Origin of the sequence: Paenibacillus sp. FSL R10-2199 (genome assembly GCF_038000235.1) — a bacterium.
Lineage (GTDB): Bacteria > Bacillota > Bacilli > Paenibacillales > Paenibacillaceae > Paenibacillus_AQ > Paenibacillus_AQ phytohabitans.
On the sequence record NZ_JBBOBO010000001.1, the window covers coordinates 1,591,007 to 1,607,447 of the forward strand.

General features: G+C 50.9%; 13 protein-coding genes and 2 pseudogenes. 7 read left to right on the plus strand and 8 right to left on the minus strand.

The genetic code is table 11. From position 1 onward, the window contains the following. Nucleotides 1-806 precede the first annotated feature (806 nt). Together NYE33_RS06975 and NYE33_RS06980 are read left to right on the plus strand one after the other, a co-directional pair. The gene (locus tag NYE33_RS06975) at nucleotides 807-1,292 is read left to right on the plus strand and encodes a hypothetical protein (RefSeq protein WP_042140193.1); all 486 of its coding nucleotides are present in this window, start codon (nucleotides 807-809) and stop codon (nucleotides 1,290-1,292) included. A 366-nt stretch (nucleotides 1,293-1,658) separates the two neighbouring features. After that, nucleotides 1,659-1,959, plus strand: a pseudogene (locus NYE33_RS06980) (IS3 family transposase); the annotation flags it as partial. 134 nt (nucleotides 1,960-2,093) lie between these two features. Here the strand turns inward: NYE33_RS06980 and NYE33_RS06985 are convergent. Further along, nucleotides 2,094-2,549 carry a hypothetical protein gene (locus NYE33_RS06985; RefSeq protein ID WP_042140192.1) on the minus strand — a complete coding sequence of 152 codons (456 nt, stop codon included), beginning with the start codon at nucleotides 2,547-2,549 and terminating at the stop codon, nucleotides 2,094-2,096. 481 nt (nucleotides 2,550-3,030) lie between these two features. Here NYE33_RS06985 and NYE33_RS06990 point away from each other — a divergent pair. The 4 genes and pseudogenes from NYE33_RS06990 to NYE33_RS07005 form a co-directional block, all read left to right on the plus strand. Further along, nucleotides 3,031-3,544 (plus strand): annotated as a pseudogene (locus NYE33_RS06990) (cation:proton antiporter); the annotation flags it as partial. Nucleotides 3,545-3,782: 238 nt separating this feature from the next. Further along, the gene (locus tag NYE33_RS06995; RefSeq protein ID WP_341065256.1) at nucleotides 3,783-6,806 is read left to right on the plus strand and encodes an efflux RND transporter permease subunit; all 3,024 of its coding nucleotides are present in this window, start codon (nucleotides 3,783-3,785) and stop codon (nucleotides 6,804-6,806) included. A 95-nt stretch (nucleotides 6,807-6,901) separates the two neighbouring features. Beyond that, nucleotides 6,902-7,033: a hypothetical protein gene (locus NYE33_RS07000; RefSeq protein WP_341065257.1), complete on the plus strand. Its 132-nt coding sequence runs from the start codon at nucleotides 6,902-6,904 to the stop codon at nucleotides 7,031-7,033. A gap of 530 nt (nucleotides 7,034-7,563) precedes the next feature. Continuing rightward, nucleotides 7,564-7,707 (plus strand): hypothetical protein, encoded by a 144-nt coding sequence (locus NYE33_RS07005; protein ID WP_341065259.1) that lies wholly within the window; start codon nucleotides 7,564-7,566, stop codon nucleotides 7,705-7,707. Nucleotides 7,708-8,143: 436 nt separating this feature from the next. On the opposite strand, the gene NYE33_RS07010 is transcribed toward NYE33_RS07005, so the two are convergent. The 4 genes from NYE33_RS07010 to NYE33_RS07025 all read right to left on the minus strand — a co-directional run bounded on the left by NYE33_RS07010 (nucleotide 8,144) and on the right by NYE33_RS07025 (nucleotide 11,355). Then, the gene (locus tag NYE33_RS07010; RefSeq protein WP_341065261.1) at nucleotides 8,144-8,941 is read right to left on the minus strand and encodes an ABC transporter permease; all 798 of its coding nucleotides are present in this window, start codon (nucleotides 8,939-8,941) and stop codon (nucleotides 8,144-8,146) included. A 19-nt stretch (nucleotides 8,942-8,960) separates the two neighbouring features. Then, a complete protein-coding gene (locus NYE33_RS07015; protein ID WP_341065263.1) occupies nucleotides 8,961-9,770 on the minus strand; it encodes an ABC transporter permease in 810 nt (269 codons plus the stop codon). Nucleotides 9,771-9,785: 15 nt separating this feature from the next. After that, complete coding sequence (locus tag NYE33_RS07020) at nucleotides 9,786-10,802, minus strand: ABC transporter ATP-binding protein (protein ID WP_042140186.1); 1,017 nt, start codon at nucleotides 10,800-10,802, stop codon at nucleotides 9,786-9,788. 202 nt (nucleotides 10,803-11,004) lie between these two features. Beyond that, on the minus strand, nucleotides 11,005-11,355 hold the full coding sequence (locus NYE33_RS07025) for a hypothetical protein (RefSeq protein ID WP_336101242.1): 351 nt from the start codon (nucleotides 11,353-11,355) through the stop codon (nucleotides 11,005-11,007). A 221-nt stretch (nucleotides 11,356-11,576) separates the two neighbouring features. On the opposite strand from NYE33_RS07025, the gene NYE33_RS07030 reads away from it, so the two are divergent. Beyond that, entirely contained in the window at nucleotides 11,577-12,383 is an 807-nt protein-coding gene (locus NYE33_RS07030; RefSeq protein WP_336101241.1) for a LuxR C-terminal-related transcriptional regulator, read from the plus strand. A gap of 117 nt (nucleotides 12,384-12,500) precedes the next feature. Here NYE33_RS07030 and gcvPB read toward each other — a convergent pair whose 3' ends face one another. From gcvPB to gcvT, 3 genes are read right to left on the minus strand one after another with little or no spacing between them, the layout of a single operon-like run. Next, nucleotides 12,501-13,961, minus strand: a complete 1,461-nt coding sequence (gene gcvPB, locus NYE33_RS07035; RefSeq protein ID WP_341065266.1) for an aminomethyl-transferring glycine dehydrogenase subunit GcvPB — start codon at nucleotides 13,959-13,961, stop codon at nucleotides 12,501-12,503. Next, entirely contained in the window at nucleotides 13,958-15,310 is a 1,353-nt protein-coding gene (gene gcvPA / locus NYE33_RS07040) for an aminomethyl-transferring glycine dehydrogenase subunit GcvPA (protein ID WP_341065267.1), read from the minus strand. Before gcvPA ends, gcvPB begins: the two co-directional genes overlap by 4 nt. After that, complete coding sequence (gcvT, locus tag NYE33_RS07045; RefSeq protein WP_042140181.1) at nucleotides 15,310-16,431, minus strand: glycine cleavage system aminomethyltransferase GcvT; 1,122 nt, start codon at nucleotides 16,429-16,431, stop codon at nucleotides 15,310-15,312. Before gcvT ends, gcvPA begins: the two co-directional genes overlap by 1 nt. Nucleotides 16,432-16,441 lie beyond the last annotated feature (10 nt).

Here is a 16,441-nt window from a genome sequence, read left to right on the forward strand (position 1 = left end):
AAAAGAGACAAGGAAGCCACTTTAAAACCGATAGATCTATATAAGGAAGATATACAAAGAATAAGTCGATATATTTATTTACCGACTGAAGATGTAGTCTCTATGATTATCGTTGAGTTACTAGAAATTTTATATAAATAAGCATTTTTCATAATTCATATTTTGATTCAAAGTCATAGTTCCGGCCACAGTGGAAATTAATTGTAAACCACTCATAAGCTACGTATTAACCTTAAGAGGACCACTTCAAATGAAGCGGTCCTTTATTTCAGAAGAAGTCGAAAGAAAATAAGGTTGTAGACTGCCACAATAGGTTCGATCGTTGTGGAGAATTTATCTGTATGCAAATAGTGATGGGTAATTTCCTTAGTGTGAAGGTGGTGTATATAAGATTGGTGGCACTGCGTGGAAACCTATCTTAAATGCTTTCTTATTAAGGATATAAAATCCTTATTATGCAAAATCAACACCATTGATTTTCATGTCGGTATATTTTTTATTTTTTGGAATAAAGTGATATGATGGTTTTAGTATATATTTGCAGAGGAGGATAACATTGTGAAATGAGTGGGTTTAGGCTGTAAATTCATCTAAGTCTTGGCATACAAAGCAACGATCCTGCAAGGAGCATGTAGCAGTTGTCAACCTCTTAAGAGGCAGAACGAGAAATCTCAGGACTGTACTGTCGTGACAATATAGGGCAATCCGTCAGGTGTCGATATCCAAAGTGCGATCACAGGGAATATTTCAAGGTTCGGTTTTTCCTCCACCGGATTGACAGAAAACAAGGGAGGTCTAATATTTTTATGCGTAGTCGAAAGGTTCATTTAACATTAAGAATTATATTTGCTGCCATTCTTATTTTCCTCTTATTCCAAAGTTATGGTAACACTCTTCGAATTTTGTTAAGTTCCGAAACAACCTTAGGAAATGTGGTTACCGTTCTACCTAAAAAGGATATAACAACAATTGCTTTTCTTGCTAAAAATGACATAAAAAACGAAATCAAACTTACAGACGATGATATTCTTAGCGATATGATTAATCGACTTTCAAACTTGGAAGTCAAGGAAAAGATAAAAAGTGATCATAATTCAACAGATCAGTTTGACTCGATATGGTTAGATGTTCAGGGAACCCTAAAAATTATTCTGAATGTCTCAGAAGATAGGAATGAACTGCTTGTAATTGATCTTAACGATGAGAAAAAAATCAACCGTTGGTATTCTATCATTAACAAAGAGGATATTAATAATTTAGTAAGCACCATAATGGAAAAGAAAATAAATTGATAATTAAAAAAACCCATGTCATTTTCATGCCTGGTCGGGATTACCCCCCTAACGTGAGACAAATCAAAACACCTTCAAGAGAATGAAACCATGTCGTAAGATATGGAGATAACCTTGAAGGTGTTTTTGCGTTGGCAAATGAGTTAGCTACAGTAGAAATTATGATGGAATCCATTGAGATGAAAGAAATTAACCGGAGTTACAGTGCGGGAGGTCATGGAGCAGTTAGGCATCCGAAATGTGACTTCACTAAAGGTATGGATGAAGTGGTATCGAAAAGGTAAAATTCACCCCTGTAGCTGTAGGTAAGCAGTATAGTTAGGTCCGTAACACTCTTCAGAGTACGGAAAAATTGTGGCTTACAGTATAGCAGATAAGCAAGACACTTCCTTGGTTTTGGATACGTTAAACCAACTTCCAAAGCAGGAAACGGTGTTACTCCATAGTAACCAGGGCAGTGTCTACACCTCCTTTGGGTACAAGAGGCCGTCAAAGGAAAAGGCATTACCATGAGCATATCCCACAAGGGAGCGCCTGCTGATAATGCTCCCATTGAATCGTTTCATTCCAACGCTAAAGTCTAAAAACATTCTATCTCGAAGGGTTAACCTGCAAAACGCCTGCAATCGTTAAACAGACCGTTCGAGACTACAGTATCTATTACAACTAAATTCGAATTCAAACGAAGCTAAAAGCCAGTCGCCGATTAAATTCCGACGACTGGCTGCTTAGACTTGTAAGGTGTTTCGATCCCAGTCTCATTTACAGGGGGCAGTCTCATAATACCAGACAAGGCTTTTATTAGTTAGCATTGATCCAACCCGAAGGTGTATGAAGACGAGTAATTGTCCCATAGCCCGAAACAAATCTCCAGTTATCGGCACTATTGTTATAAGTGTATTCTAAAAATGGAAGCTGAACTTCAATTTGATCATATTGTGCGCTACTGTTTATAGCAGTGTTTACTGTTGCAAGAAATGAGAGTCCTTTATTTGCCATGAATTCGGCAGATGCTTTTTCATCTGGGAACAATGAAGAAAATACGGCGACAATTCCAGATGCAAGACTTGGTATAGTTTTCTTAAATATCAGAAGAGACAAAACTGAAGTAACTGCAGACACAGCAGAAATGAAATTAGAACTATTTGGTACCTTGATACCATGCTGAATAATAGCATTTTGTTCAGTAAGCGCTTGGGACACTTGAGATTTGGTCATCACAACAACCTGCGTATACTCATTTGTATAAACGGACATTTAAATTCCTCCTGTTTTGTATTTAGCCTAGCAGGGCGTTCTCGGCTAAACACTTCATTTAGTTAAGGTAAGAAAAGTGCCCTTTACTTTCCTCCTCACCTATTAGGGAGATTTTGAATATCACTTAACAACCAAGGTAGAAACATTAAATAATTTATGTGTTGAAACTTCTGTACTTTCGTCGTCTTCTCTATACAGAAGAAGAGAAGATTTGATCGCATTCTACCGTTCCTTACGGCAAAAAACTCGTTATCTTCTATAAAATGAAAAAATGAGCGATTCAATAATGCAGCAAATGTTCGACGATTTTATTCAACAACTAGATCAGACAGGAATAGCCGATTGGACGATTGCAAATTACAAGGCAACTGCTTCCCTGGTTGCTAGGGACATTAGTAAAATGAGAGAAGAGTTACTTTTAAAACTTTTTTCAGCAAAAGGGATATTAGTAGAATCAGTTAAAGCCGCTGCCCACAGTTCCCTTGCTTTTTTATTGTGCTCCTTCGGTACGGGCGATGAGATTTCCTTAAGTCTGCTTATCGGCAAAAAACTGCTGTTCTTCGCCGTTGCCGTCCTCGCCGGCTGGCTGTACCCCGGGTTATGTGATGGAGTCCAAAGTAGAGCCGATTGCGTACTCGCTGTATGTGCCGGTCTTTTTTGTCAGCATCGGTCTCAGTGTCAGCTTTGAGGGCCTCGGCAGCCAGCTTGGATTCATGGTGGTGCTGTCACTGGTCGCTATTCTGGCTAAGCTGCTTGGCGGCGGAATCGGCGCACGCCTTACCGGCTTCAATACCCGCTCATCACTGGTCATTGGTACGGGAATGATCTCCAGAGGCGAGGTCGTCCTGATCATTGCAGCCACGGGGCTTGAGAGCGGGCTGCTGCTGCCGCAATATTTCACCGGCGTTATCATTGCTGTAAGTATTACCACACTGGTGACACCGCCGCTGCTAAAGAGTATGTTCCGGGAAGAAGTGGTACGGAATTCGCTTTAATTGCTATGCGGCGATACCAGGTTATTCTTTAACAGGCTGTCCTCTACAGGGCAGCTTTTTTGCGTTGTACCTCTAGAAGGAGCCGCCACCCGCCTTAAGACCGAGAACGAAACCCTCCGCCGGACCGTTTTGGCATCAGCCCAAAGCTTCTACACTTAAGCAAGAATCTGCAGCTCATACATAAGAGAACAGACATAAAGAGTTCAATACATTTGATGAAATGGAAGGGGTAAAAGAAATGACATGGCTTACGAAATGGTCGTTTGGCAATAAGGGGGCAGTCGGGCTTCTGGTGGTTATGGCGCTTGTGGTCGGTATCATGAGTTATACCTCGCTGCCGATGGAATTCATGCCGGAGGCAGATAATCCTCAGGTGACCGTTGCGGTTCTGGGTCCTGGCCAGGATGCGCATGCGATGGAGACGCAAGTGACGAAGCCGATTGAGGCTGCGACCTCACTGGTGAAAGGCAAGACGGAGCAGATGTCCACTTCCGCTGACGGCTATGCCAAGGTGGATATTTATTTTGACGGCAAAACCAATATGAAGGAAGCGGCGCAGGAGGTTGAGAAGGCAGTTCATGCCCTGCAATTCCCGCAAGGCGTGATGGACCCGTTCATCATTCAGCTGAATACCTCGATGATTCCTGTGTCGCAGGTCACTGTAGCGTTCGATGAAGGGCTCACCAAGGAGAATCTGGAGATTGCCGAGAACAAGATCCTTCCCGAGATGCAAAAAATTGATGGTGTAGCGAGCGTAGCCCTCTACGGCAAAACTTCTCCGCAGGTCCGGGTGAAGCTTGATCCGGCAGCAATGGCTGCGAAGGGAGTAAACACGGCGCAGGTCATGGGATTGCTTCAGGGCCGCAGCGTATCGGCATCTGTGGGTGAGCAGACGATTGGCGGCCAGACGGGCAATGTGAACGTGGTTTCATCCATTGAGAGCGTCGATACGCTTCAAAAGCTGCCGGTGGCAGCGGGAGTAACACTAGGAGATATTGCTGCTGTCGAGCCCAAGCTGGACCAAGAGAGTGTGAGCCGCTCGAACGGCAAGGATGTACTATTCCTCATTATCACCAAAGAAGCAAGTGCCAACGCGGTGGATGTGGGCGACAAGGTGCGCAGTACAGCAGAGGAGCTTAGCGCCAGCGTCAAAAATGCCGAGGTATCCATGATCTTCAGCACTTCGGATATGGTCGTGACCTCGGTAAACAGCATGCTGCGTGAGGTGCTGCTCGGTGCTTTATTCGCCACGATTGTGATCCTGATCTTCCTCCGCAATGTACGGGCAACGCTGATTACGGCTATCTCCATTCCGTTATCACTGGCGGTTACCTTGTACCTGCTGAAGGTGTCCGGGATCACGCTGAATATAGTTACGCTGGGCGGCGTCGCCGTTGCGGTTGGACGGCTGGTCGATGACAGTATCGTGGTGATCGAGAATATCTACCGGCGGATGCAAAAAGAACGCTTGTCCCGCGAAATGGTAGTCAGCGCAACTGGAGAGGTCGCCCGGGCGATTACTACCTCTACGATTGCCACGGTAGCAGTATTTCTGCCGATGGGGCTGCTGCGCGGCGGGCTGCAAGCCTTCCTGCTGCCGTTTGCCCTGACCGTCACTTACTCGCTGCTGACCTCGCTTATAGTTGCCTTAACGGTAGTACCGCTGCTCAGCTCCTTGCTGCTGAAGGGCTCCTCCTTGAAGGAGCATGAGCCTTCCCGCAAGTTCAGCCGCTTCCTGGAGTGGAATCTGCAGCGGAAGTGGATTACGTTATCACTCGGACTGCTGCTGCTTGTGGGGTCCATTGGCGCCTATGTCACGATGCCCAAAGGGGCGCTCGATGCTACAGATGCCAGCACGGTAACCGTTCAGCTGGTCTATCCGAATAATGTTCCGGTATCAGAGGTGCTGGAGAACGGCAAGCAGCTGGAAGCTGAACTGATGAAGCAGCCGCAGGCGGAGATCGTCATTATGCAATCTGGTAATAGCGCAGATTCGGCACAATGGGGCAGTGTGGTGTCGCTGACCCAAGTGGATTATACCGTCATGATGAAGGAAGATGCAGATGCGCAGGTATTCATGGACCATATCCGCAGCTTGCAGTCTTCCTATGACGGAGCAGCATTGAACGTGGGAGCAGCCAGTATGATGGGCTCCAGCTCAACCAATGAATACATTGATATTGTGGGCGATGATCTTCAAGCCATTAATGCGGTTGCCAAGGAAGTCGCTGCCAAAGTGAAAACGATCGAAGGCGTAGGGAAGGTAGCCAGCAACATGGAGGATACCAAGCCGGTGTTTGCGTTCAAAGTAGATCCGGCTGTGGCGAATGCCCAGGAAATCTCCATGCAGCTTAGTGCGATGCTGAATCCGGTTCCGCTGGGCCAGATCGAGCTGGATGGTTCCCCTGCCTCAGTAGTGCTGGAGCCAGTGGTTCAGCCTGCATCGCAGGAGGAACTGCAGAAGATTATGCTTATGACATCCGCCGGCCCGCAGCCGCTTTCACAGGTGGCAGAGCTTACGGTCACTGACCAGCCGGCAATGCTGTATCATAAAGACGGCAAGCCTTATGTACGGATTACCGCAGAGGCAGATCCGAAGCGGGTCTCGGAGATCGGTGCAGATATTAAAGCAGCGACTGACAGCATTACCTTGCCAGAGGGAGTAACCCTGTTCGCAGGTGGTGCCTCGGCCGATCAGGCCGGAGATTTCAGTGACCTGGGCATCACCGCATTGATCTCAATTGGTCTGGTATACCTGATCATGGTATTGACCTTCAAGACGCTGCGTGCGCCCCTGGCGATCATGTTCTCCCTGCCGCTCGCAGCAATCGGGGCCATCGTAGCCCTGCTGATCTCGGGTGTGACCCCTGACTTCACCGCATTGTTCGGCGCATTAATGCTCATCGGCATCGTGGTCACCAATGCGATCGTGCTGATCGACCGCATTAAGCATAATGAGGAGCATATGACGGTCCGCGAAGCCATTCTGGAGGCAGCCGGCACGCGGATGCGTCCGATTCTGATGACAGCCATTGCTACCGTCTGCGCCATGCTGCCGCTCCTGTTCGGGCAGTCCGAGCAGGGAAGCATCGTCTCGCAGAGTCTGGCCATTGTAGTTATCGGCGGCCTGACTGCGGCAACCCTGTTAACTCTGATCGTAGTTCCGGCAATCTATGAGCTGCTCTATTTCCGCAAATCGGCCAAAGAACGCAAGCAGCCTGCCGCAGCCGGAACTGTGGCGTCAACGGATCTGCCTAGCTGATTGGGGAAGTAGCTGCAGGAAGAAGAGCACAGGATGAAATAGCAGTAAGTTGCAGTTGATGAAATTAGTAGTGGATAGTAGTTATTGGGACAGCAATGGCAGTTGGCAGCGGTAGTGAGAGCATAAATGAGAGCAGTGCGGAAATGTCCGCACTGCTCTTCGCCGTCTGCGGGACGGCGGTCATGGAGCCTTCTTCGTCAGCTTCTTCCAAACTAGGCCGCACTTGAGACCGCAGGCAAGCAAGTAACTGATCCTGCGCTGGTGGAACCAGACCAGAGAAGCCTTCATTTTGCATACCGGATTTGTTGCTGGCAGGGTTGAGAATCTCAAGTTCACACTCGTAGGCAAAATGTTGTACGTATTACAACTTTGACTTAAGGATACACGGGTGTTTAGGAAGATTGTTGTATGAAATGCAAGAATTGTTCCGCTAAGGCGCCTGGATGAGTGGGATTGTTGTCTTTTGTACAACAATTTTGGATTACGGCCGTTTGTATGAGGGAATTGTTGTATTTTGGGCAGGATTTTCGAGAAATACGATAGTTGCAGCCGGATATTATGCTTGAGTTGCAGGTGGTTCCGTTACGAGACCTCCACTTAAGTTCTAACTAAGTTCAATCTAAGCTCAATCTAAGCGCTAACTGTGATTTAAACAACTAAACCGGGGCTATTATTGCGCATGAGGCGTATAGAGATAGTAGTTACTATTTTTTAATGCATAGAAGATAAGATTTAAATTTGTGAGAGGATATTCTCAATGGCTGTAGTGGAAATTCCGGCACTTGAAGAAGTAATCAGTCTGTTCCCCCTGGAGGGACAGGCCAGTTCAGCGCTGATTGATTCCGTTAATGATGAGGGACCATCCGGGCGAGAGCAGCGACGGAGCTGGGCGAACTGCTGATGATCTCCAGCGGTCCGGAAGAGCGGGGGCATCTGAATGTCTCCACCATTGACGGTGTGGAAGGGGATCAGACCTATCAGGCGGATTACTCCATCGTGTATAGGGAGGATAATCAAAACTCCCTATTGAACTGGTTGCTAACACTTTCAGTTTTAAAAGGTAGGTTTCTTTTTTGCAGTATTCAGGTATTCCGGTCTTCGGGCATTTATGTGATTAAAGGTGTTAAACCGATTCCCGCTTAAACAGCGGAGCGGACGGAACGATTGTGTAAAAGCGTTAGCGGTCGCCTTTGTGTCCGGATTTTCACCGATAGTTAAAATCAAAAAAATCTGGACACAACAGCGATTGGAGCAACGTTCCGATTGCTGAGCGTCCACCCGAGTGCTCACGTATATCCTACTCCAACTTGTTAAAGGTTGTTGCTGTTATTTCGCCATCAATTCCCCGTACTCTCATACTTAGACAATCCATACCGGAAGATACCATAAGCCGCAGCCGCGCTTCCTATTGCCGCAACAGGGGCGAGCAGCCACCAGCCGGACCATCCGCTTTTGCCGAAAATATAGGTTGCCGGATAAAAGCTGATGAACGCATAGGGCAGCACAGTAGAAATAAAGATGCGGATCGCCTGCGGAAACAGGGTAATCGGATATTTGGCCAGATCGGACAGGTTATGCACCATCAGCGGAAAGGCATTGCCCGCATTGCGGATCCAGAAGGCGGCGGAATTCCCCGCGAGGTTGACCGATACCCGGATGATAACCGCAGTCAGAAACAGCAGGATCAGGATGGCGGCTTTGCCCAGCGTCCAGTGAACCGGGCTATGCACGAGCGACTGCCAGACGATCACTCCGCCAATCAGCAGATTACCGAGTCCGTTGATGCCGATCCCGGTGCAGAACACTTGAAGGACAACGGGCACCGGCCGCAGCAAATAACGGTCCAGCTCGCCCATGTTGACCAGCCGCCCGAGGCGCCAGGTGCCTTCGAAGAACAAAGAGCCGATGCCCTCCGTCAGAAAGATCATGGCGTACATAAACGTAACTTCCCAGAACTTCCAGCCGTTAATTTCCGGAATCCGGTCATAGATCACCCAGAGGAAGACAAACCCCAGAATCTGTGTCAAGGCGGCAGAGCACATCAAAATATAGAAGTCCTTATTATATTCCAAAATCGCTTTAAGCTGCTGCACATACAGCCGTTTGTAGAGGTAGAGCATTTGGGACATTTTCATTCTGCGGCCTCCTCCTGCCTTAGCCTCCATGGATGGTCACCTGGCGTACCGCCCAGTTCCACATTGCCCTGCCGGCAATCCAGAGTGCTGCCCCCCAGAAAAGTTGAATACCGATCAGCCGCAGACTCTCCCCGGTATCTGCCTGCTGCAGAAAAATCATCGACGGCGTGTGGATGATGGCCTGGAAGGGCAGCAGGAGCGCCAGCTTTTCCAGCCAGTCCGGGAAGAAGGCCAGGGGCACCAAAGCTCCGGACAGGAGATTGGTCAGAGCAATCCGTGTCCAGACGATGCCCATCGATCCGGTGGACCAGAAGCATAAAAGTGCCGCCAGATAGACAACGCCGAATTTCACCACGATTGCACCGAGCAGACTGACTGCGAACAAGATATAGACAGAGAGCGAACCCGGAAAGGTGACTCCGGTCAGGAAGGTGGCGAACAGGATCAGCAGGACCGTACTCATGCCGCCTTCAAGCAGGCTCGAGCCCAAGGTTTCCGCGAATCTTGCGGTCTGGAAATCAATCGGCTTAAGCAGGTCTACGGCGACGCTGCCGTCAAGGATTTTGCCGGAAATAGCCGATTCCGAATACCAGGACAACACAGAGTTGGCCAGGAAGGTAACCAGCAGATAGGTTTTCATCTGGTCCCAGGTGTAGCCGCCTACCACCTCACGCCCGCTGTAAATGCCCTGCCACAGAAAGTAGATGGCCAGCAGATTGATAGAGTTCGCCAGAAAGGTAATGATGTAAGAAATCCGGTAAGCCAAAACCCGTTGCAGGGAGCGGTTCGCGATACTTCTGTACATTTTAAACTGGGCAGCAGTCATCATCGTGTGTAAGCCTCCTTATTCCCCGGTTCCGGTCAGATCCAGCTTGCCGTCATAGACGGCCTTGATGACCTGCTCAATATTAGTATCTTCCATCCGGAAGTCGACAACTTCGCCATATCTCATCACCCGGCCCACCACTTCACTGGCGGTATATTCGTACCGGTCAAAAGAGACCGAAAATTCCTGCGCGCTCTGCTGCGCAAGCTTCATTCCCGGTGTCTGCGCGAGCTGCGCGTATAACTCCGGCATCGGTGATCCGACCTGAAAGAAGATGACACGGTTTTTGGCAAAACGGGCCTTGACCTCGCTCAGGCTGCCGTCATAAATAATCGCCCCATGGTCGATGATAATCAGCCGTTTGCACAGATCCTCAATATCCCCCAGATCATGGGTGGTCAGCATCACCGTAGTGTTCTGCTCCTGGTTGATCTGTTTGATGAACTCGCGGATTTTTTGCTTCACGGATACGTCGAGGCCAATGGTCGGCTCATCCAGATACAGAATCGGCGGGTTATGCAGCAGGGCTGCGGCCAGATCGGCGCGCATCCGCTGACCCAGGGAGAGCTTCCGGGCAGAGAGATGGATGAACTCGCTCATTCCCAGCATTTCAGTGAACAGCTCCATATTCGTCTTGTAGACGGCGCCAGGAATCTGATAAATATCCTTCAGCAGCGAGAAAGACTCCACAATCGGGATATCCCACCACAGCTGGGTACGCTGGCCGAACACGGCACCAATCTGGGCGGCATTGTCCATTCTTTTTTTGTACGGATTGATACCGTTTACAGAAACAGTGCCGGCTGAGGGCATGAGGATTCCGGTCAGCATCTTGATGGTGGTGGATTTGCCTGCACCGTTCGGGCCCACGTAGGCCACCGTCTCGCCTGCTTCTACACTCAAATCCAGCGGCTTAACCGCCACCTTCTCAATATGCCGGGGGAGGAAGAGGTGCTTAACCGCTCCCCCCAGGCCCGGCTCCTTCACTGCCTGCATAAATGACTTGCTCAGCCCTCTGGCTTCAATAATACTCAAGGCTAACCCTCCTGAAAGTTACTTTGAAAGCGCGTTCGCTTGTTCGCAGCATATAAATTTCTGAATCCCAATCTATGTAAAAGACGTATGAATAAATATATCACTGCGGCAATGTCGAAAACTATCATAATCCATCGAATGAATATATTTATTTAGATTATTATGGCGAATGATGCTGCAAAAAAGCGGCTACCCTGGTTAACTAGACTAACCGGGATTTGCCGCTTCGTTCGAGAATGGCTTTGAGGAGTAACCCTATTAATAGTGGCAGCAACAGCTGAACTTCCAGTCTCCAGTCTACAGCGTACAGGTCTACAAGGTTGATCTGCTTCAATAGAACATAGACCACGTTGTACATCAGGAAGGAGCAGCTGACCGTGAGCAGCGGGATTAGGGCCAGATTGCTTTTGGAGCGGAGCAGCCTGTAACCCAGGAAGATCATTAGTGTATGGCTTATCATGATCGCCAGTGCATAATTACTGCCGAAGCGCATGAATGATACCATAGCGGTTGCCAGATTCAGGACTGCCGAGATATAGCCGATGCGAAGCATGTAGAACCTCCTTGCTCAAACGGTACGGTCCTTATCCTTATTTCAAGACAACATAGCCGTTTTCACTTGTGATTTTTGACTGCAGATTTTTCTATTTTACAGCGCTTGCAGGTTCATTTACAGGTCCAATGCTGAATGTTTTTTATTCCGTGATTGTATGTTATAATACTTTCTTTTAAAATCGGTTATATAGGAAATGGTAAAAATGGAGGAGGATCGTCGTGAGAATCTTTGAACAATCGAGAGCATGGAGCGTGCCTGGAGATTTGGAAGCACAGCAGCTTGAAGCCTTCCGGCCGCTTGACGCAGAGCAAATCGAATTACATAGCGGGCAGTCCGGGGTTTCTTTTCCAGAAGAATCGAAAGAGCATATCTATCATAGAGCCATGATATCTTCCATCCGCAGTGAAATGAATAAATTAAGCCAGCTGCTCTCTATTCCTTATGTTGTATTCCTGACGGACAAGGCGGGTACCATTCTGGAGCTGGTCTGTTCTTCTCCGGTCACCCGGGATGAGATGGAACAGGCGGAGCTGCGTCCGGGGGTTAGCTTATGCAGGCAGCGCTCGGGGATGAATGCCGTATCCTTGGCCATGGAGATGAAATGCATCGGGGTAGTGAGGGGGACGGAACATTCCGACCAGGCCTTCCAGAACTGGAACTGTGTGTGTGCTCCGCTGCAGAATGAGGATACCGTCTTCGGATATGTGGACATTTCTTTTAATAGAGGAGAACCGATTGAATTCGCCATTCCGTTCGTTCAGCAGATTGCCGAGAATATTATGGAGAAGTGGATGGAGAAGAACCCGGAGATGCAGCAATACCGCCTGGAAGCCACTTTACAGGAATATAAGCTGACAGCGCGGGAGCAGGATGTAGCACGGCTATGGTTACTTGAGAAAAGCGCGCTGCACATCGGGAGTGATCTGGGCATCAGTGAAGGCACGGTTCGGAATATGCTGAAGAGTATTTACAGTAAAATGCGGGTGAATGACCGCTTCCAGTTCGTCAAACGGCTAACGCCCTAGAAGGCGCGCAACGCTATATATACATAAGAATAGCCGGGCAGTGATACTAGCGTATCGCTTGCCCGGCTATTTATTTGCGGTGAAGTCATTTCGCCTGCGCGTTGCCGCCAGTCGCGTTTAGCCGCAGGAGCAGTTCAGTACCGGCTTCCGCGCGGCCTGGGTCTCATCCAGACGGCTGATCTCCGTGGTATGCGGTGCATTAATTACGATCTCCGGTGTCTCCTGCGCTTCCTTAACGATCTGAATCATCGTCTCAATGAAGCCGTCAAGCGTTTCCTTGCTTTCGGTTTCAGTCGGCTCGATCATCATACATTCCTCTACGGTCAGCGGGAAGTAGACAGTCGGCGGATGGTAGCCGAAGTCGAGCAGCCGTTTGGCCACATCCAGGGTACGTACGCCGTACTGCTTGAGGTTTCTGCCGGACATGACGAATTCATGCTTGCAGACACCCGGGAATGGAATTTCGAAATAAGGTGCCAGACGGTGCATCATGTAATTGGCATTCAGCACAGCGTTCTCGGACACCTCGCGCAGTCCGTCCGGGCCGTAGGTGCGGATATAGGCGTAAGCGCGGACCAGAATACCGAAGTTGCCATAAAAGGCTTTGACGCGGCCAATAGATTGCGGCCCGCCGGAGTCAAGCGAGAAGCTGCCGTCTTCGTTCTGCACCACCGACGGCTGGGGCAGGAACGGAATCAGCTTCGCCTTCACGCCGACCGGTCCGGCTCCCGGACCGCCGCCGCCGTGCGGCGTACTCATCGTCTTGTGCAGGTTGAGATGGACCACATCGAAGCCCATATCGCCCGGGCGGGTGATGCCCATGATGGCGTTGGAGTTCGCTCCGTCATAATAGAGCAATCCGCCGGCTTCATGGACAATCGCGGCGATCTCGACGATCTGCGTCTCGAACAGTCCGAGAGTACTCGGGTTCGTGAGCATCAGCGCGGCGGTGTCGCTGCCGACCGCGGCCTTCAGCGCTTCGAGGTCGACCATTCCCTTATCATTGGAAGGAATGGTGACGGTGTCGAGTCCGGCGGCTGCGGCGCTGGCCGGGTTGGTGCCGTGCGAGGAATCCGGCACGATGACCTTGGAGCGGACCTCGCCGCGGCTCTCATGGTAGGCGCGGATCATCATCAGGCCGGTCCATTCGCCATGGGCACCGGCGGCAGGCTGCAGGGAGACGGCATCCATGCCGGTCAGTCCGGCGAGATCCTTTTGCAGCGTATACATCAGCTCAAGTGCACCCTGGATACTCTCTTCCGGCTGGTACGGATGGATCTTGGCAAGGCCGGGGAAGCGGGCCACATCCTCATTGATCTTCGGATTATATTTCATCGTACAGGAGCCGAGCGGATAGAAGCCGTTATCGACCCCGAAGTTACGCCGGGACAGGGCAGTATAGTGGCGGATAACATCCACTTCGGAGACTTCCGGCAGCACTACCGGCTCGCTGCGGAGCAAGCCCTCAGGAATCAGTGAGCTGATGCTCTCTTCCTGCGGCACATCACATAGAGGCAAAGAGTAAGCCGAGCGGCCGGGGCGGCTTAATTCAAAGATCAGGGTTTGTTCCGGTTTCATATACAGCCCTCCAGTGCAGTGGCGAATTCGTCAATTTCGGTCTTGCTTCTTTTCTCAGTCACGGCAACCAGCATATGTCCGGCAAGCTCCGGATACTCACGGCCCAGATCATAGCCGCCCAGATAACCTGCCTTCAGCAGCCTGGAGTTCACTTCACTGACACTGCTGCCTTCCGGGAGCTTCAGGACAAATTCATTGAAGAACGGGGCGGTGAAGACGCGCTCTGCACCGGTGATTTCAGCCAGCCGTCCGGCGGCGTAATGGCTCTTGCGGATGTTCAGCTCACCAACCTCGCGCATGCCCTCCTTGCCCATCACGGACAAGTAGACGGATGCGCATAACGCCAGCAGCGCTTGGTTAGAGCAGATATTCGACGTCGCTTTCTCGCGGCGGATATGCTGCTCACGCGCCTGCAGGGTCAAGACGAAGCCGCGCTTGCCGTTACGGTCAACGGTCTGGCCGACGATCCGGCCCGGCATGCGGCGCATCAGCGGTTCGGCAACCGCGAAGAATCCGCAGGTTGGTCCTCCGAGCGATGCAGCGATACCCAGCGGCTGTGCATCGCCGACTACGATGTCGGCGCCCAGCTTGCCGGGCGTTTCCAGCACGCCGAGTGCAATGGGATTCGCGCTGACCACGAGCAATCCCTTGACGGCGTGGATCAACGGCTCAATCTGGCGCAGATCCTCGATGCCGCCGAAGAAGTTGGGCGACTGGACCAGAACGGCGGCAGTATCGGCATCAATGGCCTCAGCCAGCTTGGCAAGATCGGTAACCCCGTCCTTATAATCGATTTCCACGATTTGCAGGCCCCAGGCATTGGCCGAAGTACGCAGCACCTGGCGGGCTTCCGGATGAACCGTACGGGAGACAATCAGCTTTTTGCGTTTCGTGGCGCCTGTGGCCAGCACGGCTGCTTCGGAGAAGGCCGTTGCGCCGTCATACATACTGGCATTGGCGACCTTCATACCGGTCAGCTCACAGATATAGGACTGGAATTCGAAGATTGCCTGAAGCTCGCCCTGGCTGATTTCCGGCTGATAAGGGGTATAGGCAGTATAGAATTCCGAACGGGAAATAATATGGTTAATGACAACAGGAATGTGGTGGTCATAGAGGCCGGCGCCAAGGAAGCTGGCATGGGTATCAAAGTCGGCATTCTTGTCAGCCAGACCCTTCATATGGCGCAGCAGCGCATATTCGTCCAGCGGGCCGGACATCGGCATCGTTCCCTGGTAGCGGACAGATTGAGGGATATCAGCGAATAGCTCATCGATGGACTGAATCCCGACAGTCTCCATCATTTCTGCGCGGTCTTGCTCCGTCATAGGCAGATAGCGGTGCTTCATTACGGCTTCACTCCTTGGCTCTTTTTGTAGAACGGGGCTTTGATCACGGCAGCCTTCAGTTGCTTGCCGCGGATCTCCACATACACCTCTGTGCCGATCTCAGTATAGGCAGCATCCAGCAGGGCAAGTCCGAGATTCCGCTTCAGCGTTGGGGATTGAGTACCGGTTGTGACTTCACCGATCTTCACACCGTCGGCATATACAGGATAATGGGAGCGGGGAATCCCGCGGTCGATCATTTCAAGTCCCACAAGGCGGCGCGGGAGACCGGCTTCCTTCTGCTTCAGCAAGGCATCACGGCCGATGAAATCCGCTTTGTCCAGCTTCACGAAGAACTGGACACCCGCTTCGAGCGGCGTAATATCCGCCGAGAGCTCCTGGCCGTACAGCGGCAGCTTGGCTTCGAAGCGGAGTGTGTCGCGTGCGCCGAGTCCGGCAGGGGTCAGGCCATGCGGCGCGCCTGCGGCCAGCAGACCATTCCAGAGTGCAGCCGCTGTGTGGACCGGGGCGTACAGCTCAAAGCCGTCCTCCCCGGTATAGCCGGTGCGGGAGAGCAGTACAGATACGCCGCAGACCTCGGCGTGTTCGATGAAGTGGAAGGGCTTCAGCTCTGCGAGCGGGGCAGAGGTAACTTCGGCCAGAATCGTCTCAGCCAGCGGACCCTGCAGAGCGAGCAGCAGCGTCTCATCGGAGACGTTCTTCAGGCTGACACCGCTGAATTCAGCGGTGAGATGTTCCTGCAGCCACTGGAAGTCCTTGTCGATATTGGAGGCGTTCACGACGAGCATATAGCGCTCATGGCCCAGGCGGTAGACGAGCAGATCATCTACTACGCCGCCGCTCGGATAGAGCATCAGGGTATACTGCGCCGCGCCGTCTGCAAGGCGGCTGACGTCATTTGTGGTCAACTGCTGCAGGAAGGCTTCAGCGCCGCTGCCGTCAACCATGAATTCACCCATATGCGATACATCGAACAGTCCGGCCTGCTGGCGGACCGCTTCATGTTCCTTAACGATGCCAGTAAACTGCACCGGCAGCTCCCAGCCGCCGAAATCAATGCATCTGGACTCCGCATAAGCGGCATAGAGATCATAAAAAGGCGTTCTTCTCAAAGACTCCATCGTGTCACCC